Consider the following 21,115-nt stretch of genomic DNA (forward strand, 5'->3'; position numbering starts at 1 on the left):
CGCCAGAAACCCGTTCCCGCGCCCCTGGATACAATGTAACGATCCGCGAACTGACGCGGGCCGTCGGGCGTTATACTCTGCGGCTAAATTTTGAAATCGACATACAAGGACTCGCCCATGAAAGCGTTCGGCAAAATCCTGGGTCTGGTACTTCTCGGGCTGTTGCTGATCATTGTGGCTCTGGGCTTTGCCCTGACCCATCTCTTCGATCCCAACGACTATAAAGACGAGATTCGCCAGATAGCCCGCGACAAGGCCCACATCGAGCTGACGCTCAATGGCGATATCGGCTGGAGCTTGTTCCCCTGGCTCGGCCTTGAACTGCACGAAGCCAGCGTCGCGACCCTGACCAACCCGACTCAGCCGTTCGCCGACCTGCAGATGCTGGGCCTGTCGGTGCGCGTGCTGCCGCTGCTGCGCCGCGAAGTCCAGATGAGCGACGTGCGTGTCGAAGGCCTCAACCTGCGCCTGACCCGCGACAAGCAAGGCCACGGCAACTGGGAAGACATTGGCAAGAACGTGTCGTCGGCCAGCACCGGCGCACCCGCTCCGACCGAGCAACCTGCCGAGACCGAGCCGGAAAAACCGTCAAAGCCGATCCGCCTGGATATCGACAGCCTGACGGTCAACAACGCCCGCATCGAATACAACGATGAACAGACCGGCAAGCAGTTCAGCGCCGAAAGCATCCAATTGAGCGCCGGCGCCGTGCACGAAGGCGCGAGCATTCCGGTGAAACTCACCGCCTTCTTCGGCAGCAACCAGCCGGTGATGCGCGTCAAGACCGAGCTCAACGGCAACCTGCGCATCCAGCGCGCCCTCAAGCGCTACCAGTTCGAGGACATGAAAATCACCGGCGAAGCCACGGGCGAGCCGCTGCAAGGCAAGACAGTGACCTTCTCCACCCAGGGCCAGTTGCTGGTGGACCAGGCGGCGAATATCGCCGAGTGGACCAACCTGAAGCTGTCGGCCAACCAACTGCGCGCCTTGGGCGAGCTGAAGGTCAATGACCTGGACAAGACCCCGCAATTCAGCGGCGCGCTGTCCATTGCCCAGTTTGACCTGGCCAAGTTCCTCGACAGCGTCGGCCACCCGTTGCCGCCGATGGCGGACGGCAGCCTGAGCAAGGTCGAGCTGGTCAGCCGCCTCAAGGGCACGCCAAACAGCCTGGCGCTGGAAGACCTGAACCTGAAACTCGACGGCAGCACCTTCACCGGCCGCGTTGCCGTGGACGATTTCGCCAAGCAGTCGCTGCGGGTTCAGCTCAAGGGCGACACCTTCAACGCTGACAACTACCTGCCGGCCAAGTCCGACTCCGCCAAAGGCGCGAGCGCCGCCCGCCAGGCCGAGGTGCAGAACAGCGAAGCCGGGGCCATGGCCGCCGGTGGCACTACACCGCTGCCGGACGCGCCCACCAAAGGCGCCTGGAGCACCGACAAGCTGCTGCCGCTGACGCACCTGCGCACCCTGGACATAGACGCCGACCTCGCCTTCGGCCAGCTGACGCTGAGCAAGCTGCCGATCCAGAACGCGGCACTGAAAGCCTCCGGCGTCGACGGCCAACTCAAGCTGGACACCCTCAGCGGCGGCCTCTACAACGGCACGTTCCAGGCCAACGGCAACCTCGATGTGCGCCAGGACATCCCGGTCCTCGCGCTACAGACGCATATCAAGCAGGTGCCGGTTGAACGCATCCTGCAGGCCCAGGGGCAGAACCCGCCGGTCAAGGGCCAGATCACCCTCGACAGCAACCTCAACGGCCGTGGCAACAGCCAGAAGGCGCTGATCGACAGCCTCAACGGCACCGCCAGCTTTGTGATCAACAACGGCGTGCTGCTCAACGCCAACCTCGAACAGCAACTGTGCACCGGCATCGCCCTGCTCAACCGCAAGACCCTGAGCACCACGCCCCAGGGCAAGGACACGCCCTTCCAGGAGCTGCGCGGCAACCTGACATTCCGTAACGGCGTGGCCAGCAACCCCGACCTGAAAGTGCGCATTCCAGGGTTGACGGTCAACGGCAACGGCGACGTCGACTTGCGCGTACTCGGCATGGATTACCGCGTCGGCATCATCGTCGAAGGCGACCAGCGCGATACGCCGGACCCGGCCTGCCAGGTCGGCTCCAACTTCCAGAACATCGAAGTGCCGCTGCGTTGCCGTGGCCCGCTGGAACTGGGCGCCAAGGCCTGCCGCCTGGACAAGGACGGCCTGAGCCAGGTCGCGATCAAGGCGGCCGGCAACAAGCTCAGCGAGAAGCTGGAAGAGAAACTCGACAAGGTAAACCCGCAGTTGAAAGACGCGTTGAAAGGCCTGTTCAAACGATGAGAAACGAGCAGTTTTCAGAGGCCGTACTCAACTGGTACGACCGCCACGGTCGCCATGACCTGCCCTGGCAACAGGGCATCACGCCTTACCGGGTGTGGGTCTCGGAGATCATGCTGCAGCAGACCCAGGTGAGCACCGTGCTCAACTACTTCGACCGCTTCATGGCCTCGTTGCCAACGGTCGAGGCCCTGGCTGCCGCGCCGGAAGACGAAGTGCTGCACCTGTGGACCGGACTGGGGTACTACACCCGGGCGCGCAACCTGCAAAAGACCGCGAAGATCGTCGTGGCCGAGTACGGCGGCGAGTTTCCCCGGGATGTCGAAAAGCTCACCGAACTGCCGGGTATCGGCCTGTCCACCGCCGGCGCGATTGCCAGCCTGAGCATGGGCCTGCGCGCGCCGATCCTCGACGGCAACGTCAAGCGCGTGCTGGCACGCTTTACCGCGCAGGAAGGCTATCCGGGCGAGCCCAAGGTGGCGAAGCAGCTGTGGGCCACCGCAGAACGCTTCACTCCGCATGACCGCGTCAACGCCTATACCCAGGCGATGATGGACATGGGCGCCACCCTCTGCACCCGCAGCAAGCCCAGTTGCCTGCTGTGCCCGCTGGAAAAAGGCTGCGAAGCCCACATGCTCGGCCTGGAGACGCGCTACCCGATCCCCAAGCCGCGCAAGAGCATCCCGCAGAAGCGCACGCTGATGCCCTTGCTGGCCAATGCCGAAGGCGAAATCCTGCTTTACCGGCGCCCATCCACCGGCCTGTGGGGCGGTTTGTGGAGCTTGCCGGAGCTGGACGACCTCACCGACCTGGAACACCTCGCCCACCAGCACGCGCTGGCACTGGGCAAACAGCAGGAGCTGCCGGGGCTGATCCACACCTTCAGCCACTTCCAGCTGGCCATCGAACCCTGGCTGGTCCAGGTCGAGGAATCCGCCCATCACGTGGCCGAGGCCGACTGGCTCTGGTATAACCTCGCCACCCCGCCGCGCCTGGGCCTTGCCGCCCCGGTCAAGAAACTGCTGAAGCGCGCGGCCGACGTATTGAATGCAGGAGTGTCGTCATGACCCGCACCGTAATGTGCCGCAAGTACAAAGAACAATTGCCCGGCCTGGAACGCCCTCCGTACCCAGGTGCGAAAGGCCAGGACATTTTCGATCACATTTCCGCCCAGGCATGGGGCGACTGGCTGAAACACCAGACGCTGCTGATCAATGAAAAACGCCTGAACATGATGAACGCCGAAGATCGTAAATACCTGTCAGGCGAAATGGACAAGTTCTTTTCCGGCGAGGATTACGCCAAGGCCGACGGCTACGTGCCGCCTGCTCAATAATTGATCAAAAATCGGGGTCGGCACGTAAGCGACGGTAATAATTAAATATTTTTTGAAAACTTGCTTGACGACCCCCTGAAAAACCCGTTTAATGCGCCCCGTTGCCCAGATAGCTCAGTCGGTAGAGCAGGGGATTGAAAATCCCCGTGTCGGCGGTTCGATTCCGTCTCTGGGCACCACTATTAAGTTTCAGGTGGTGCAAATATCATCTGAAACACACAAGAAACCCGCCTAGTGCGGGTTTTTTGTTGCCTGCGATTTTTCGGTCTACCGAGGCGATTCAACATCGCCCCAAAGCATCGATCACCCTCCTCCACATCAGCGCCTTCCGCCCCTCACATGACCGGCCAACCACTCGACCGGCAGACGCATAGCCCGTCACTGACTCACTCCAGCAAAAACACCATCAGGGGATTATCGTTCAAGCGCCCCTCGAAGCTTGGCGCCAGATGTTCCAGGGGCGTGCCCTTGAGCAGCGCGGTTTCCTTGCGCGCCACGATGACCCACGCCGGGCGGGGCAGAGTGTCCAGCCGCGCAACGTCGGAGCTACCGACAAACAATGGCTGCTCGTCATGCTCCAGGTTCATCATGTAGCGCACCGCCCAGGTGTCCCGGCCGAGATTCACAAATACCAGCGGCCCCGGTTGCGCCACGCGCAGGGCTTCCACCTGGCTGACAAACTGGCGGGTGTCGAACTGCAGGTCCTTGGCGGGCTCCACTACCGTCACCAGCACCAGCCACTGCGCCGCGAGTGCGAACACGCTGAGCCACACCAGCCGCCCTGCTCGCCGCCAGGCAAGCAGCGCCGCGACTTGCAGGATCACCAACCCACCGATCAACAACGGCAGCGAGACGCCAGGCCAGTAACCGTGTTTCTGCCAACTATGCCGACAGACAAACACGACAACCACGCACAACGCCGGCAGCGCCGCGACAAGCCCCTCGTAGCATCGGCGCACGCCAATCAGCCATCCTTGCGCCTGGAGCAGCCCATAGGCGGCGACAGCGGCAAACATCGGCACCATTGGCAGGATGTAATAAGCGCGCTTGAAGTGCGGCACCGACAACCCGAGCAGGATCATCAAGCCGCAGGCGCCGAGCCGCACGACCAATTGCACATCATCGTCGAAGCGCTGCGCCCAGCGCTGTCGCAGGGCAACCAGTGTGGCCAGCGCCAGGGGCACCACGGGGAAATAACGGTACAGGCTCAGCTGGAAGTAAAAATAGAACGGCTCGCCGGTCTCATCGAGGCGCCCGCCCACCTGCATCTTGAACACCTCATCGGCAAACGCATCGCCGCCACTCAAGCGCGCGAGCTTGACCAGCAGCCACCAACAGGCCGCCAGCAACACCAGCCCGACGATGCCGTGAATCAACACCTGCTTGACCCGCTCTCCAGGCCGGGCCAGTGCCCAGTACACGCACACCACGCCACAGACTTCGATCAAGCCCAGCGGGCCGCGAATCGCAAAGCCGAGGATGAACAACGGGAACACGGCGAGTTGGCGCCACCGCGAGCCGAGGCGCTCGCCGCTGTGCAGCAGGTAGAAACTGCCCAGGCACAACAGCGCGACCATTTGGTCCAGGCACACCGAGCGCGACTTTTCCAGCAACTGGGTCGTCAGCAGGGTCAACAGCACGGTAAGCAGCGCCCAGCTGCGACCATACGGCACCAGCAGGCGATAGATCAGCGCCACCACCCCGGCCGAGGCCAGCGCGGTCGGCAGGATATTCGCCAGATGGTTAGGCGCGCCGAACAACCGGGCGAAGACAAAACTAAAGAACGTCGCGGTGCCGGGATAGTCCGCGTAGGGCTGCCCGTAGGTCGTGGGGAAAAGACTCGCGCCATGGCGAAACATTTCCTGCAGGAAAAGCGCCCAACGTCCGTCAAACCCTTGCGGCTGCTGATCCCAGATGCCCAGGGTAAACAGCAACAAGGCAAGCAGGAAAATGCCCAGGGATTCCATGCGAAAACGGTTGCGATGATCCATCAGTAGGCCTGTCAGGTAGGGAGCGCCAACCTATGTTGCCGAGCGAGCCCCTGAATAGCGCCTGAACAAACCTGAACATTTGCGCTTTTACCGACCCGCGGGCCACACCGCCTTGGGAATCAGCCTAACGTAAATCAGCTCACCCACCAGTTCGACCAGGGTTTGCAGGATGACCGCCGTCGCCGCCAGCCCTCGCACGTCTTCCGGCAAGGCCAGCGCCAGGGGCAGCACCACCAGCGAATTACGCGTCGACGCGCTGAAGGTCACCGCCCGCGCCGTTGCCGCCGGCAGCGCGAACAGCCGCGCCGCCAGCGCGCCCATCAGCGGCGCCAGCACCAGGAAGCCGACATACACCGGGATCACCGGCAGCAGCAGGTTGATGTCGCGCACCACCGAGGTGATTTGCGAACCGATCACCACAAACAGCACCGCTGCCATCGCCGGCACCGGCAGCCACGCCCAGGCGCTGTTCCAGGCATTGATGAGCGCCGACTTGCGCGCCAGCGACGTCGTGATCACCGCGAGCACCATCGGCAGCACAATCAACCACAGGAACGCCTCGATAAATGGCCCCGCCGCCACCACGACCTCGGACTGCGCGCCCAGCATGAAACCCAGGTACAGCGGCAACAGCAGCAACTGCAGCAGCAACAGCACCGGCGTCGCCGCCAGCATCAGTCGCGCATCACCTTTGCCGATGTGGGTGAACACCACCACGTAGTCGATACACGGCGTGAGCAACACCAGCAACGCACCCACCAGCAACGCCGGGCGCTCCACCAGTCCACGCGTCAATGCCCACACCAGCAACGGCACCAGGATGAAATTGGCCAGCAGCAACGCCGCGAGGAAGCGCCTGTTGCCCAGGCCCTGACGCAGATCCAGAAAAGGGATTTGCAGGAACATGGCGTACATCAAGACCGCGATGGCAGGCGTGACCAGCGCACCCATTCCATGCCCCCAGGACGGCGCAAGCAAGCCGAAGGCGACGGCCAGAATGACCGCGACGAAGTAGACCGGGATCTGGTTGTGCTCGAGGGTGTCGCGGGTCATGGACTGACTCCGGTTGATCAAAAGTTCGTAAGCCTAAGCACCCCAGGGGATAAGGTCGAGCATCGCAATAATTCCTGCGCCTGCGCCGGGCGAAATTTGTTAATTTCGGCTGACTACAAAAGCGCATGGGCCTTCCAGCCCACATCGAAGCGCAAGGATCGAGTCGACCTATGAACCTGCCCACCCGACCTGCCCCAGAAGCATTCCGCGAGCCCGCTGCCGACGGTTACCCTCTCGGCGGCTTCAGCTGGCGCCACGTCCGAACCGACCTGGCGCGCCCCGCCGTGATCATCAACGCCGCCACCTCGGTGCGCTGCCGCCATTACTCACGCTTCGCCGATTACCTGTTCGCCCACGGCTTCGACGTGATTACCTACGACTACCGAGGCATCGGCGAATCCCGCAGCGGTTCGTTGCGCGGCTTCAAGGCCTCGTGGTCGGATTGGGGCGCGCTGGATTTCGAGGCGATCCTGCGGCGGGCGCAGCGGGAGTTTCCGGGCCAGCCGATTGATGTGGTCGGCCACAGCTTCGGCGGTTGTGCGGCAGGGCTCGCCGCCTCAGGGGCGGTGATCCGGCGGATCGTCACGGTGGGCGCGCAGTTCGCCTACTGGCGCGATTACCAGGCGAGCGGGCGCTGGCGGATGTTTGCCAAGTGGCATGTAGTGATGCCACTGGTCACGGCGCTGTGCGGGTACTTCCCGGGCAAGCGACTGGGCTGGCTGGAGGACACGCCGGCAGGCGTGGTACGCGACTGGAGCACGCCGACACCGAGATACGAAAAGCGGCCCAGCGGTCGCGCGCTGGCGGGCTTGCCGTTCAGTCGTGTGAGCGCGCAGATCCTGGCGATCAGCATCACCGATGATCCGTTTGGCACAGTGCCGGCGATTGAGCGATTACTGGGCTATTTCGACGGCAGCGAACGCACTCACCTGCGGATTGCGCCTGAAGATATCGGCGAAAAACAGGTCGGACATTTCGCGTTCTTTCGCAGCGAGTATCAGGATCGGCTGTGGCCGATTGCATTGGCGTGGCTGCAAAACGGCGAATTAACCGCAGATACCCTTGGGATTTCCCCCAACCTGCGCTTCAATACTCATCCCAGATCCTCAGGACGTTGAGCCCATGGCCTCGCCAAACAAGCAGCAAAAACGCGCCCAACGGGCAAAGGCCAAGGCCAAGGCCAAGCAGAACCGTACCCAGCGCGCCGTCGCGAGCAAGCCGGATGCGTTTTCCGGCGATGACAGCCGCATTGACCTTGAATCGGTGGATTTGACCGAGCTGTTCGTCGAGATGCGCACAGCGGGCGAGATCAGCCAGCAGGCATTGTGTGCCGTGTTCCTGGCGCACCCGTTGCTGGCGCTGGTGCTGGAGCAGGAAGGCGAAGAGGAAGCCACCGACTTCATCCTGGCGGCACTGATCGAATATCGGCAGTGGGCCACGGACACCGATGATGAAGCGGCTGCGCTGGCGTGGATCGAATCGCCGCAGTTCCAGGCGGATTACCTCGCGGCCTCGAAGGCACTGACCCAACTCTGACTCTGTAGAAGCCGGCTTGCCGGCGATGGGGCCCTTGAAGACGCCATCGCCGGCAAGCCAGCTCCTACAGGGATCGGTGCAACCTAGCTGAGTGCTGCAGCGCCTACCCGCTGGGCCTTGCGACGGCTCGACACAAACAGCCCCGCCACGACCACCAGCAAGCTGAGGATACCGGTCGCGATGATCTCGACCCGGTGCGCTTCCTGGAACAGCATGATGGTCAGCGTGCCCACGATGAAGACCATCACTGCGTAGGTCAGGCCTGGGAACAGCCACATCTTGAACACAATCTTCTCGCCCGCCGCCGTGCGCTTCTGGCGCATGCGCAGTTGCGATACCGCAATCACCAGGTACACCAGCAACGCGATGGCACCGGAACTGGCCAGCAGGAATTCGAACACCGCCGCCGGGGCCACGTAGTTGGCAAACACTGCCAGGAACGCCGCGCCGGTCGACAGCAACACTGCCCAGTAAGGCGTGCCGCTCTTGTTGGTGCGCTTGGCGACTGCCGGTGCATCACCGCGACGACCCAGCGAGAACAGCATGCGCGAAGCGGTGTACAGCGCCGAGTTCAGGCAACTGGTCACAGCGACCAAGACCACCAGGTCGACGATCAGCTTGGCATTCGGGATGCCCATGCGTTCCAGCACGGTCTGGTAGGAACCTACGGCAGCCAGGGTCGGATCGTTCCATGGCACCAGCGACACTACGATGAAGATCGACAACAGGTAGAACAAACCAATCCGCCAAATGACCGAGTTGGTGGCCTTGGTGATTTGCTGGCCTGGGTTCTTCGATTCGGCGGCGGCGATGGTGACGATCTCGGTGCCCATGAAGGAGAACATGGTGGTCAGGATCGCAGCCAGGACAGCGCCCATGCCGTTAGGCATAAAGCCTTGGGTGTCGAACAGGTGCGAAACGCCGCTGACCTGGCTGGTCGGCAGGAAGCCGAAAATCGCCGCGAGGCCGAGGATCACAAAGCCCACGATCGCCACGACTTTAATCAACGCAAACCAGAACTCGAACTCACCGTAGTTCTTCACGCTGAACAGGTTGGTCGCCGTCAGCAGCAAAGTGATGATCAGCGTAAAGGCCCAGATGGCCACATCCGGGAACCATGCGTGCAGGATGGTCGCGGCGGCGTTGGCCTCCAAGGGGATGACCAATACCCAGAACCACCAGTACAGCCAGCCGATGGTGAAACCGGCCCAATGGCCGATCGCGCGGTCGGCGTAGGTGGAGAACGAACCGGTATCAGGCGAGGCCACGGCCATTTCGGCGAGCATGCGCATCACCAATACCACCAGCGTCCCCGCAGCGGCGTAGGCCAGCAGTACAGCAGGGCCGGCGGCAGCAATCGCGTGGCCGGAGCCGACAAACAAACCGGCACCGATGACGCCGGCGATCGACAGCATGGTGACGTGACGCGGTTTGAGCCCCTGTTCGAGGTCATTGGAGCTTTGCGTACTACTCATTGACACACCTTTACGAGGAATTGCGAAAACGGTCCGCCCGGCCTGAAATCTTTCTCGTGAAAAGAAACCAACAGGGCGTTCTTTATTTTTTACGCAAGATTTGCGCCAAAATGTTACAAGGCCGCGATTGACGCGGGCTGTAGGACGATTCAACAGAAATCGCAAGTCATTGAGAACAATGGCATTCCGCTATAGCGTTACCGTGCGACTCACTTCCAAGACCACCCAGCGCACCAAAAACACACACAAAAAGTACGTGACGCTCCATAAAAGGGCTGATAAGCACCGTTTGCCCGGTTAACCCTTCCAACACCCGCCCAAAGCTGGCACCATCGCGCCCTTTTTTACGCGAAGCCTGCGGTTTTACAGGTTCAAACGGTTGTTCGGTTGTTGATGGCGCGACACGCTGCTGTGCCGATGCGACACCCTGCCGCACACCGCCTGTTTACCGCCGGCCGCGCTGTTGGCTGCCATCAAGGCGCTATGCTAGCTTGGCGCCTCGCCAGGAAGGCGGCCCAACAGCAGGAACGCAATGAACACAATGAGGACCGCACATGGCCGAGGCCGCGCCCGCGCTTGAAATCCGCAACTTGCATAAACGCTATGGTGAGCTGGAGGTACTTAAAGGTATCTCGCTGACCGCTCGCGACGGCGACGTGATCTCGATCCTGGGTTCCTCCGGTTCCGGCAAGTCCACGTTCCTGCGTTGCATCAACCTGCTGGAAAACCCGCACCAGGGCCAAATCCTGGTCGCCGGCGAAGAGCTCAAGCTCAAGGCCGCGAAAAACGGCGAGCTGATGGCCGCCGACGGCAAGCAGATCAATCGCCTGCGCAGCGAAATCGGTTTTGTGTTTCAAAACTTTAACCTGTGGCCGCACATGAGCATCCTCGACAACATCATCGAGGCACCCCGCCGTGTGCTCGGCCAGAGCAAGGCCGAGGCGATCGAAGTCGCCGAAGCCTTGCTGGCCAAGGTCGGCATCAGCGACAAGCGCCACGCCTACCCCGCGCAATTGTCCGGCGGCCAGCAACAACGGGCGGCCATCGCGCGCACCCTGGCGATGCAGCCCAAAGTCATCCTGTTCGATGAGCCTACATCCGCGCTTGACCCGGAAATGGTCCAGGAAGTACTTAATGTGATCCGCGCGCTGGCCGAAGAAGGCCGCACCATGCTGCTGGTCACCCATGAGATGGGCTTCGCCCGCCAGGTGTCCAGTGAAGTGGTGTTCCTGCACCAGGGCCTGGTCGAAGAGCAAGGATCGCCACAGCAGGTATTTGAAAACCCGCTTTCGGCGCGCTGCAAACAATTCATGTCCAGCAACCGCTAACGGAGCAACATGCATGCAGAACTATAAAAAATTCCTTCTGGCCGCGGCCGTCTCGATGGCGTTCAGCGCCACGGCCATGGCAGAAACCTTGAAAATGGGGATCGAAGCGGCCTACCCGCCGTTCAACAATAAAGACGCCAGCGGCAACGTGGTCGGCTTCGACAAAGACATCGGCGACGCCCTGTGCGCCAAGATGAAAGTCGAAAAGTGCGAAGTGTATGTGTCCGACTGGGACGGCATCATCCCGGCCCTGAACGCCAAGAAGTTCGACTTCCTGGTGTCCTCGCTGTCGATCACCGATGAGCGCAAGCAGGCCGTCGACTTCACCGACCCGTACTACTCCAACAAGCTGCAGTTCATCGCCCCTAAAGCCACGACGGACTTCAAGACCGACGCCGCTTACCTGAAGGGCAAGGTCATCGGTGCACAACGCGCGACGTTGGCCGGTACCTACCTGGAAGACAAACTGCCGGAAACCACCGCCAAGCTCTATGACACCCAGGAAAACGCCTACCTCGACCTGACGTCCGGCCGCCTCGACGGGATGCTCGCCGACAAGTACGTGCAGTACGAATGGCTCAAGAGCAAAGACGGTTCCGCCTATGAATTCAAGGGCGACCCGGTGGTAGAAAGCGACAAGATCGGTATCGCCGTACGCAAGGGCGACCCGCTGCGCGAGCGCCTGAACAAAGCCCTGGCCGAGATCAAGGCTGACGGCACCTACAAGAAAATCAACGACAAGTACTTCCCGTTCAGCATCGAATGATCTGAACGGCCTGACCGGCGCGCCCCCTCGGGCGCGCCGGCTTTCAGCAATGCCTGCCGCGATATGAAAACACCATGAATTTCGATCTCTACGGATTCGGCCCGGCGCTCGCCGCTGGCGCGCTGATGACCGTCAAACTGGCGCTCACGGCCCTGTGCCTGGGGCTGGTGCTCGGCCTCGCCGGCGCCTTGGCCAAGACGTCCCCGTACAAGCCGCTGCAATGGCTTGGCGGTGCTTACTCGACCATCGTTCGCGGTATTCCCGAGTTGCTGTGGGTACTGCTGATTTATTTCGGCACGGTCAACCTGATGCGTGCCCTGGGGGAGTTCTTTGGCAACCCCGACCTTTCTCTAAGTGCCTTTGCTGCCGGGGTCATTGCCCTGGGCCTGTGCTTTGGTGCCTACGCCACGGAAGTATTCCGTGGCGCGATCCTCGCCATTCCCAAGGGCCACCGCGAAGCCGGTGTGGCATTGGGGCTGTCGAAGTTTCGCATCTTCACTCGCCTGATCATGCCGCAGATGTGGCGCATCGCTTTGCCGGGCCTGGGCAACCTGTTCATGATCCTGATGAAGGACACCGCGCTGGTGTCGGTGATCGGCCTTGAAGAAATCATGCGCCACGCGCAGATCGGCGTGACCGTGACCAAGCAGCCATTCACCTTCTTCATGGTGGCCGCCTTCATGTACCTGGGCCTCACCGTCCTGGCCATGACCGGCATGCACTTCCTGGAAAAACGCGCCGCCCGCGGCTTTGCAAGGAGCACCCAATGAGCGGCGACTACAGCTGGCTGGCGCATTTCGACCTGGGCCTGAACTGGGCCGTGATCATCAAGTGGCTGCCAAAATTGGCCCAGGGCGCGACCCTGACCCTGGAGCTGGTGGCCATTGCCGTGATCGCCGGCCTGCTGCTGGCGATCCCCCTGGGGATCGCCCGTTCCTCGCGCCGCTGGTATGTCAGCGCCCTGCCCTACGCCTATATTTTCTTCTTCCGTGGCACGCCACTGCTGGTGCAGCTGTTCCTGGTCTACTACGGCCTGGCCCAGTTCGACGCGGTGCGCAACAGCTTCATGTGGCCGTACCTGCGCGATCCGTTCTGGTGCGCCACGGCGACCATGACCCTGCACACCGCCGCCTATATCGCCGAGATCCTGCGCGGCGCGATCCAGGCCATACCGCCCGGCGAGATCGAAGCCGCGCGCGCCCTGGGCATGTCCAAGCCGAAGACGCTGTTCTACATCATCCTGCCCCGCGCCTCGCGCATCGGCCTGCCGGCCTATAGCAACGAAGTGATCCTGATGCTCAAGGCCAGCGCCCTGGCCAGCACCGTGACCCTGCTGGAACTGACCGGCATGGCACGCACCATCATTGCCCGCACGTACTTGCCGGTGGAAATCTTCTTCGCTGCCGGCCTGTTCTACCTGCTGATGGCCTACATCCTGGTACGGGGCTTCAAGCTGCTCGAACGCTGGCTGCGCGTCGATGCTTGCCAGGGACGTTGAGACACGCTTCGCGGCGCTGGATGCGTTTCTGATCGAGCACCAGGGGCTGTGGAAACCACGCCCCTTCACGCATCGCCAACTAGCCTGGGAAACCCGGCATCCCGACCTCGCCCAGTGGCTGCGTCAACGTTCGCTGGCCGATGCCGAAGCCAGTCACAACCATCCCCACGACCTGGCCGCGCCTGCGCCTTTTCCACAGCTTGCCGAGCAAGCCCTGCAACTCAGCGCTGTGGATAAGTTGCCGACGCAGCCCCTGCACCCCGCCCGCCAGCGCCTGAACGTCGACGTGCCGGGCCGCAAGTGGGAACAAATCGAAGCCTTCGGCGCGGCGCTGCCGTTTGCACAAACACCCCGGCACTGGCTGGACTGGTGTGCAGGCAAGGGCCACCTGGGTCGTCGCCTGCTGCAAACAGGCCAAACATTGACCTGCCTGGAATACGACCCGGCACTGATCGCCGCCGGCCAAGCCTTGAGCGAGCATCACGGCTTGCCGGTCACCCATCGCCTGCAAGATGTGATGGCCGACGTGGCTATCGGCCCCGAACACACGCCCGTCGCCCTGCACGCCTGTGGCGACCTGCATGTGCGCCTGCTGCACCTCGCCAGCGCCGCCGGCTGCAAACAGCTGGCGCTGGCGCCGTGTTGCTACAACCGCATCAACGCCGACACCTATCAACCGCTGTCCACCGCAGGCCGAGCATCGCGCCTGCAGCTGTCGATCGATGACCTTGGCCTGCCGCTGAGCGAAACCGTTACCGCAGGCAAACGCGTGCGCTTGCAGCGGGACACGTCCATGGCCCGACGCCTGGGGTTCGATCACTTGCAACGCGAGCTACGAGGCCACGACGACTACCTGCCCACACCGTCCCTGCCCGCCAGCTGGCTGGACAAACCCTTCGCGGACTACTGCCGGGAGCTGGCGAGCCGCAAAGGGTTATCCACAGGTGAGCAGGATTGGGGGGCATTGGAGGCATACGGCTGGCGGCGTCTGGCCGAGGTCAGGAACCTGGAATTGGTACGTGGTCTGTTTCGGCGCCCGCTGGAGGTCTGGCTGGTGCTGGATCGGGCATTGTTTCTAAGTGAAAACGGCTACACGGTCGAAGTAGGCAGCTTCTGCGAACCAACCCTGACGCCGCGCAACTTGATGGTGCTCGCCGAGCGCGATTAAGGGGCGAAATTGTCGCACCCCAACCTGTGGATAACTCTGTTGATGAATTCTTTACGGAGCCCGTAGCCATCTGCGCTACAGGCCGAAAGCCGCGCTGGTCATTTTTTGTTCACAAAATAAAACACACGTAAAACAGGCAGTTGCGGCGTGATGAGAACGGCTCCACAAAATGGCTGTTTCGTGACAACTCGGTCCAACCGATTGTGCATAAGCATTTGCTGTTACGCGTATAAACCGCCGTTCACAGCTGTTTTCTGCGTGCGATCAGCAGCCGGCAAAGCGCATCGATATCGTCACCCGCCAGACTCAAAGCCTGGCTGTCCAAGGGATCCGTGCCAAACGCCAGCGCCTCACTGATCGCTAAATCGTGGTGCACCTCCAATGGCTCCTTCGTACCGAGGCGCTGCCTGAACGCCTCAACCATATCCAGGCTGAAGGCATTGTCCTCATCGAGCTGATTGATCACAAAGTGAACATGCGGTGGCCGCTCGCGCTCAAGGTGCGGCGCCATCAAGGCATCGAGTTGATCCAGGGTGCCCAAGGAAGCGGCATCGGCCTGGGTAATCACCAACACCACATCGGCGACACTCAAGGCTTGATGAAAATAGACGTTATTGCCGGCAGGAGTATCGATGATCACCGTGTCGCGGGCACTCAGGTCCAGGGCTGCCAGGCGCTGCGCCAGCCATTGCGGCTCATGTTTGAGCCAGCGTTGGAGGTCGTCCTGCTGGCGGATATCGGTATCGCCAAAGGTAATCACGCGACTGCCGACAAAACCCGGCTGCTGGAGAGTTTCCCAACGTGCATTGCGCAGGCTGGCGCGACCAATCCCGGGCGAGGCGCGGCTGACACCGAAGTGCAATCGCAATGCATCCTGGGGGTCCAGATCCACCGCCACCACTGACTCACCCAGGCGCTGCAAGCCGCTGCTCAACGCGGTGGCCAGGGTGCTTCGCCCCACGCCGCCATTGACTGACACCAACGCCACCACACACGGACGCCGCTCGGCCTTGTCCACTGGCAGGCAATGCTCATTGGCGCTGGGAGTCTGAGGGGGAAACGGAGTGCCATCATCCACGGGGATGCTGCCGAAAAAGTGCAGCCGCGCATTCAGCCCACGGGCGTCGCGACTGACATCTTTGCCAAGCAGGGCAAGAAGACCATCGGTAAAACTCATAGCGCGTTCCTCGTCACGGCGAAGTTTAAAGACGTGAAAAGGTCAGCTGATACGACTGCTTACCGCAGGTCTTTTTCTGGTCGCCCTAGTCCGTGCAGTCTGCTTCAAGCGCATAAAAGTGTCATTATTTTGATGTCATGGCTGGCTATTTTTTAGACAAACGGCAAGTCGTCAATTTAATGACCGTCAACGCGCCTGTCATAGGGGTTTTCAATCGATTTGCTGCTTTAGACGAGGACGGGCCCCATAACCAGATTCCAGTGCGGGGGCATATGTAATTCCTTGCTGACTGTGCAAATAGAAGCCATTGCAGTGGGCAAAATAACCAGCCAGGCAAAAAAACTGCAATTGCGCAAAAATAGTCAGAATTCAGGGGTTTACAGAACCCCTCCAATCGCTATAATCGTCGCCCTAACACGCCGGTATAGCTCAGTTGGTAGAGCAACTGACTTGTAATCAGTAGGTCCCGGGTTCGACTCCTGGTGCCGGCACCATTCAAGGTTCCATAGAAAGCTTTCAAAATCTCTGGAATCCCCGAAAAACCCGCCTTCTGGCGGGTTTTTTCGTTTTGGCGTTCCATCGATTTCCGTCAGAAACTGGTGGATTCCAACCGTTTTAAGGGTAGAGTTTGGGATACAGGTCACTTCGATAAAAGGGAGTACCCTTATGTCGCGCACCACAGCTCCGCTCTCCGACGCAGCTTGCCGCTTGGCAAAACCTGCAGACCGCGCCTACAAGCTTTTCGATGGCGATGGCCTCTATCTCCTAGTCCAACCCAATGGCCGCAAAGGCTGGCGGCTCCGTTACGTCAAACCTGACGGACGGGAAGGACTGACCTCGTTCGGCAACTACCCCGTCATTGGCCTCGCCGATGCGCGCCGCAAGCGCTTGGAAGTCAAGCGAATGCTGGCGGATGGCGTTGATCCTATAGAGACCAAGCACCAAGCCAAGGCGGAAGCCGTAATCAAAGGCAGAACCTTTGAAAGCGTTGCGCTCGACTGGCATACGGAAATGTCGGCCAAGTGGGCACCAGGCCATTCCAAAACAGTGATGAGCCGCCTCAAAACCCACGTGTTCCCGCTGATCGGCGCACGCGCCATTGTTGATCTCGACACCCATGACCTTATGCAGCCCTTGGAAGCGATCAAGAAGCGCGGATCGATAGACGTTGCTTTAAGGGTACAAAACTACCTGCAGAGCATCATGCGCGAGGCAAAGCGCCTCCGGCTTATCACTATAAACCCTGCTTACGACCTCGAAGGCTCGATCAAGGCCCCGCGGGTGATCCATCGCCCCGCTCTACCCTTATCGCGACTGCCGGAACTGCAGGAGCGGATCGACACCTATAAAGGCCGGGCACTTACCCGTCTGACGGTGATGCTGTCATTGCATGTGTTTGTACGATCCAGCGAACTGCGTTTCGCACGCTGGAGCGAGTTCGACCTCAAGCGCGGCACCTGGGAAATACCTGACACTCGTCCAGCGTTGGACGGAGTACCCTTTTCAACAAGGGGGACGAAGATGGCCGGGGACATCCACCTTGTACCCTTATCGCCGCAAGCCGTAGCCCTGCTTGAACAGATCCACGCCCTCACCGGAAAATTCGACCTGGTGTTTGCAGGCGATGCCAAGCCCTGGAAACCCATGTCCGAAAATACCGTGAACAACGCGCTACGGACGATGGGATACGACACCAAAACCGATATCTGCGGACATGGGTTTCGTTCGATGGCCTGCAGCGCACTGATCGAGTCAGGACTGTGGTCGGAGACAGCTATTGAACGGCAGATGAGCCACAAGGAGCGCAACAACGTCCGCGCCGCTTACATCCACAATGCTGAATTCATCGAGGAACGCAGGCTGATCATGAACTGGTGGAGTCGGTATCTGGAGGCCAACCGGCAAGAGCATGTCACTCCACACGAATTCGCCAACCAGATTGGGGTTAACGTTACTCGGATGAAGGCGAAGTCTGGCACTGGCGCAGAAAGGAAGAATTGACATGGATATCTCAACCGCACAAAGCATCAAGCTCGCCATCGTGTCGGCAACCGGGCTGTCAAAAGACGCGCTGCATATCTATGTGGGCATGGTGGTCTATTTAACGTTGATCGTCGGCACCCGACGATTCAGACCATACATTGGCTGGCTGGTTGTTTTCATCATTGCGTGTGCTGGCGAGTGGGTAGATCGGCGAGACGATATTGGAAGCTTCGGATACTGGCGTTGGCAGGCAAGCGCTCACGACATTCTCAACACGTTGTTTTGGCCGACGGTGCTGACACTGCTTTGGCTTTTAAAGTGCCGCAGTAAAGCAAGCGTACATCCGTAAGACTCTCGCAATCTGCTCTGCCACGCGGGTCCATCCAAACAGGGCTGCAAAGCCGCCCTGTTTGGATGGACCTCACTTAAAAAATCTAAAGCCCACCCAACTGTCTGTGGAAAACCACAGATTTCCACCGGTGGATAATTTCATCCACAGCCGCAGAACTCCCGAAAAATCGAACCTTGACCCAAATTATCTACAGGAGTAGAAAAGATCGGGCAAAGCGCTGTCGTTGACAGCAACCCAGGTAGCCAGAACCTTAAAGGCTACGCCACACCGTGGCGGTTCTCCCAAAGTGCGATTAGCGTCCGGCGGCTCGCACGGTCACAACGATGTGATGGATGCCTACTTTTACCAGCATGCCCACTGCGGCAACTCATTCCCTTTCATAGCTGCCCTGCAGCAACCTGTCCGCTTGGCCATTTCCTTGCGCCAACCTGCGCCCGTCTCTTTCTCCCGGAAAGAGACGGGCGCTCCTACCGCTGCTGCAGCCCAACTCGTACAAGGCTTTGCGGCATTCCCCCTCGTGACAATCGGCGTGACAAACACCGAAGTCACCAGCAACAGCGATGCAGATGATGGTGCCGCAGTCCACGGAATGGACTGCACCTGACTGACAGTCAGGCATACCCCAGTCATCGCCTCGCTGCCTTCACCCGACTCAGGATCTCGCGGCGCCGGTCTCGTCAGCCAGTGCAGCCTCCACCCGCCCACTTCTGCGGAAGTGTTCAGGAGGTCAGATCATGAGATGCCCAAGCTCCCGGTCGTAAAGAGCCGCCAGTCCCGCGTAGTGGACAACCCTCACAGGTCGCAGGGGCCTTGATCCCTGATAACACTCAACATTCTTGGCGGGACGACGTGGGGATGGTTTTAAAGGTTTGGCTTCGAGAGGAGTTTGGTCATGGGATTGGTCGGTAGACGAGCTGGGCGCAATTTTGGCTATGGTCGGCAGTTGAGCTATGCCGGGCCGCGGGCATTGCGCGATCTGTTTGGCGGCGGGCACTACGGCACGGTCAAGGCGCACAGTGATCACTGGCAGGCGTTTGTACGCTGGTGTCGCTCCGAGAATGGGCCAGGATTTAACGATGCACGACAAATTGATCGGCAGACCTTGCTGGACTACGCCGGACATCTGCGTCAGCAAGTTGAACAAGGTGAGCTCGCCATCGCCACCGCGCAAAACCGGTTATCCAGTGTGAATCGGACCATGGCCGCGCTTCGCGGTGATCAGTATGTGAAGGTCTCGAGTCCGAGTAAGGCGCTGGGAATGCGGCGAACCAGTGTTCGTCGCTCGGTGCCGCAGGGCCAAGACCGCGAACAAGTTAAGCGGACCGTAAACGCCCTCTGCGAAAATCAGTACCCCCGCGCCGCCGCCATTGCGCAGTTGGCGCGTGCCACCGGCATGCGCTTGCGCGAGGCCATTTTGGCCGACCTACCGCGTCTAAAACGTGAGGCCGAACAATACGGCAAGATCAACATCCAGGATGGCACCAAAGGTGGCCGCTCAGGTGCGTCGGCACCTCGCTGGATCAGGGTAGACGATCATATTCGTGACGCACTGAGGTTTGCCGAACAGGTCTCGCCCGACGGCAGCCGCAACCTGCTTGCACCGAACGAGAGCTATCTCGATTTCCAACCGAGTGTCGTACGCCCCGCCCGAGATATCCTCCATACGCACCACCTCAAAGGCTTCCACGAACTGCGCGCGGCCTATGCGTGCGAACGCTATGAACAGATCACCCACCACCTAGCGCCCATCAACGGTGGCAGGTGCAGGCGGCTCGATCCGCGCCTTGATCGAGAGGCACGATTACAAATCAGCTATGAGCTGGGGCACGGTCGAATCGACGTGGTATCGGCGTACATCGGCGGTCGGGTATGAGTAAACCATTCGATATGGAGATATTCTTGGCTGGAGTGCTGACTGGAGCACATACCACACGAGAACGACACATCCGCCAGGCCAAGACTATTCAAGCAGCTATTTCTGAACGCTGGAACCGAGGTAACCCATGGTCATGGCAAAGAAAACATCTCATTTGGTTTTTGAATCACCACATAAACTCAAACTCGAAATCGACCCACTACTACTATCTGCTTACCACAAGTCTGATCACTCTGCGCCTAGGAAAATCTTGGAATTTCAAACGCGAACGGAAGCCAGGGTACGACCACATCGCCGAGAATGTAGCTGCTTCAGGCGATAATTTTTAAAGCTCACATGGTGCTCCGTCATCGTCGAAGTAGTAAATATTCTCATGCTTATAACCCCATTTACCGGCTCTCAAACGTATGTGGGGCTCAAATGTAAAACAGGTCACCTCACCCAGGCGGCGATTGTTGCCCGACTCAATGTAAAGCCTTTGATCACGTCGCTCGCAAATGCTGTGACCAACGTTGCCAAGAAAATCGAGGTTCTCGAAACCGGCATCAATTATCGACTCATTAGCTAACTCATACAGGTCGTTGAAGGTGGTTTCAGGGTGAACAAACCGCAGCATGATGTCATGTAGACTTTGCTCCGCCACATATCCTCTAGTGAAATCATCACCAAGTGGCATCGTTCGACATATACCATCCTCGACGTAAAATGAACGTGCGCAATCACCCCACACAGTGCCTGATCGGGGGCTGAGATCGACTGTTACAAGATTTCGCAAACCTACCGCCTCTTCGCTTGGTTGGTAGCCCCGACCTGAGACTGAGGCCAGACTGCGGGATCCGAGCAAAACGAATGCCGGACAATCGTAATACCAAGTATCTGGATATCCCAACTGCGTGAGCATATCGGCTGCGATTCTTACGATAGATGCTTCAGTGGAGTTTGGTGTTATGTGATTAACGAGTTGTGCTAAGACGGATTTCGCAGCAGCTTGGACGGGTAGATTTAGCGGCGCAGGCATGGATGGGGCCTCTATCGTCGGTTTCGTTAGCCACGCAGGCGCTTGAGTTGAGCAGCTTAACAAAAGGTAACGAAGCTTTCGCTTCAAGGTGTATTGGCAATACACTTACCTCTCGAGAGCAGTTGGGGCACAAATCTATTGCGGAATCAATGGGAGCCCGTTTATCAGTACGCGCCCGGCAACGTCAGCTAGCCCGCTCCGCAAACCCCAGATAAGCATCCCGCCATCCCTCC

General features: G+C 60.0%; 19 protein-coding genes and 2 tRNA genes. 16 read left to right on the plus strand and 5 right to left on the minus strand.

Going from position 1 to position 21,115, the window contains the following annotated elements:
• Positions 1 to 117 precede the first annotated feature (117 nt).
• The 4 genes from C9990_RS29730 (at position 118) to C9990_RS29745 (ending at position 3,840) form a co-directional block, all read left to right on the plus strand.
• Positions 118 to 2,328 carry an AsmA family protein gene (locus tag C9990_RS29730; protein ID WP_065899782.1) on the plus strand — a complete coding sequence of 737 codons (2,211 nt, stop codon included), beginning with the start codon at positions 118 to 120 and terminating at the stop codon, positions 2,326 to 2,328.
• Entirely contained in the window at positions 2,325 to 3,392 is a 1,068-nt protein-coding gene (gene mutY / locus C9990_RS29735; RefSeq protein WP_065899780.1) for an A/G-specific adenine glycosylase, read from the plus strand. The genes C9990_RS29730 and mutY overlap by 4 nt, the downstream gene beginning before the upstream one ends.
• Entirely contained in the window at positions 3,389 to 3,661 is a 273-nt protein-coding gene (locus tag C9990_RS29740; protein WP_065899778.1) for an oxidative damage protection protein, read from the plus strand. Before mutY ends, C9990_RS29740 begins: the two co-directional genes overlap by 4 nt.
• A 103-nt stretch (positions 3,662 to 3,764) precedes the next feature.
• A tRNA-Phe gene (locus tag C9990_RS29745) sits at positions 3,765 to 3,840 on the plus strand.
• A gap of 207 nt (positions 3,841 to 4,047) precedes the next feature.
• Here the strand turns inward: C9990_RS29745 and C9990_RS29750 are convergent.
• Positions 4,048 to 5,652, minus strand: coding sequence for a glycosyltransferase family 39 protein (locus tag C9990_RS29750; RefSeq protein WP_106805406.1), 1,605 nt, complete (start codon positions 5,650 to 5,652; stop codon positions 4,048 to 4,050).
• Positions 5,653 to 5,739: 87 nt separating this feature from the next.
• Positions 5,740 to 6,705 (minus strand): arsenic resistance protein, encoded by a 966-nt coding sequence (locus C9990_RS29755; protein ID WP_106805407.1) that lies wholly within the window; start codon positions 6,703 to 6,705, stop codon positions 5,740 to 5,742.
• Positions 6,706 to 6,875: 170 nt separating this feature from the next.
• Between C9990_RS29755 and C9990_RS29760 the strand changes: the two genes are divergently transcribed.
• Both C9990_RS29760 and C9990_RS29765 read left to right on the plus strand, forming a co-directional pair.
• Positions 6,876 to 7,823: an alpha/beta fold hydrolase gene (locus C9990_RS29760; RefSeq protein WP_106805408.1), complete on the plus strand. Its 948-nt coding sequence runs from the start codon at positions 6,876 to 6,878 to the stop codon at positions 7,821 to 7,823.
• 4 nt (positions 7,824 to 7,827) lie between these two features.
• Entirely contained in the window at positions 7,828 to 8,241 is a 414-nt protein-coding gene (locus C9990_RS29765; protein WP_106805409.1) for a hypothetical protein, read from the plus strand.
• 83 nt (positions 8,242 to 8,324) lie between these two features.
• Here the strand turns inward: C9990_RS29765 and gabP are convergent, their stop codons facing one another.
• A complete protein-coding gene (gene gabP, locus C9990_RS29775; RefSeq protein WP_065899768.1) occupies positions 8,325 to 9,716 on the minus strand; it encodes a GABA permease in 1,392 nt (463 codons plus the stop codon).
• A 554-nt stretch (positions 9,717 to 10,270) separates the two neighbouring features.
• Between gabP and C9990_RS29780 the strand changes: the two genes are divergently transcribed.
• The 5 genes from C9990_RS29780 (at position 10,271) to C9990_RS29800 (ending at position 14,476) form a co-directional block, all read left to right on the plus strand.
• Entirely contained in the window at positions 10,271 to 11,044 is a 774-nt protein-coding gene (locus tag C9990_RS29780; protein ID WP_017138656.1) for an ABC transporter ATP-binding protein, read from the plus strand.
• A 13-nt stretch (positions 11,045 to 11,057) separates the two neighbouring features.
• Positions 11,058 to 11,810, plus strand: a complete 753-nt coding sequence (locus C9990_RS29785) for an ABC transporter substrate-binding protein (RefSeq protein ID WP_065899767.1) — start codon at positions 11,058 to 11,060, stop codon at positions 11,808 to 11,810.
• Between the two features lie 74 nt (positions 11,811 to 11,884).
• Positions 11,885 to 12,580 (plus strand): ABC transporter permease, encoded by a 696-nt coding sequence (locus tag C9990_RS29790; protein ID WP_053253867.1) that lies wholly within the window; start codon positions 11,885 to 11,887, stop codon positions 12,578 to 12,580.
• A 38-nt stretch (positions 12,581 to 12,618) separates the two neighbouring features.
• The gene (locus C9990_RS29795) at positions 12,619 to 13,308 is read left to right on the plus strand and encodes an ABC transporter permease (RefSeq protein ID WP_058422651.1); all 690 of its coding nucleotides are present in this window, start codon (positions 12,619 to 12,621) and stop codon (positions 13,306 to 13,308) included.
• Positions 13,289 to 14,476 (plus strand): methyltransferase, encoded by a 1,188-nt coding sequence (locus tag C9990_RS29800; protein ID WP_106805410.1) that lies wholly within the window; start codon positions 13,289 to 13,291, stop codon positions 14,474 to 14,476. Before C9990_RS29795 ends, C9990_RS29800 begins: the two co-directional genes overlap by 20 nt.
• A 241-nt stretch (positions 14,477 to 14,717) precedes the next feature.
• On the opposite strand, the gene bcsQ is transcribed toward C9990_RS29800, so the two are convergent.
• Positions 14,718 to 15,653, minus strand: a complete 936-nt coding sequence (gene bcsQ / locus C9990_RS29805) for a cellulose biosynthesis protein BcsQ (protein WP_106805411.1) — start codon at positions 15,651 to 15,653, stop codon at positions 14,718 to 14,720.
• 418 nt (positions 15,654 to 16,071) lie between these two features.
• On the opposite strand from bcsQ, the gene C9990_RS29810 reads away from it, so the two are divergent.
• From C9990_RS29810 to C9990_RS29835, 5 genes are all read left to right on the plus strand, one after another.
• Positions 16,072 to 16,147 (plus strand) — tRNA-Thr (locus C9990_RS29810).
• Between the two features lie 172 nt (positions 16,148 to 16,319).
• Entirely contained in the window at positions 16,320 to 17,654 is a 1,335-nt protein-coding gene (locus tag C9990_RS29815) for an integrase arm-type DNA-binding domain-containing protein (protein ID WP_106805412.1), read from the plus strand.
• A gap of 1 nt (position 17,655) precedes the next feature.
• Positions 17,656 to 17,985: a hypothetical protein gene (locus C9990_RS29820; RefSeq protein WP_106805413.1), complete on the plus strand. Its 330-nt coding sequence runs from the start codon at positions 17,656 to 17,658 to the stop codon at positions 17,983 to 17,985.
• Between the two features lie 895 nt (positions 17,986 to 18,880).
• Positions 18,881 to 19,861, plus strand: coding sequence for an integrase domain-containing protein (locus C9990_RS29830; RefSeq protein ID WP_106805415.1), 981 nt, complete (start codon positions 18,881 to 18,883; stop codon positions 19,859 to 19,861).
• On the plus strand, positions 19,858 to 20,193 hold the full coding sequence (locus C9990_RS29835; RefSeq protein WP_248769689.1) for a hypothetical protein: 336 nt from the start codon (positions 19,858 to 19,860) through the stop codon (positions 20,191 to 20,193). The genes C9990_RS29830 and C9990_RS29835 overlap by 4 nt, the downstream gene beginning before the upstream one ends.
• Here C9990_RS29835 and C9990_RS29840 read toward each other — a convergent pair.
• The gene (locus C9990_RS29840; protein WP_106805416.1) at positions 20,190 to 20,882 is read right to left on the minus strand and encodes a M24 family metallopeptidase; all 693 of its coding nucleotides are present in this window, start codon (positions 20,880 to 20,882) and stop codon (positions 20,190 to 20,192) included. The two genes, C9990_RS29835 and C9990_RS29840, sit on opposite strands and share 4 nt — an antisense overlap.
• Positions 20,883 to 21,115 lie beyond the last annotated feature (233 nt).

The sequence above is a fragment of the Pseudomonas sp. S5D5 genome (assembly GCF_003013355.1).
GTDB lineage: Bacteria > Pseudomonadota > Gammaproteobacteria > Pseudomonadales > Pseudomonadaceae > Aquipseudomonas > Aquipseudomonas aylmerensis.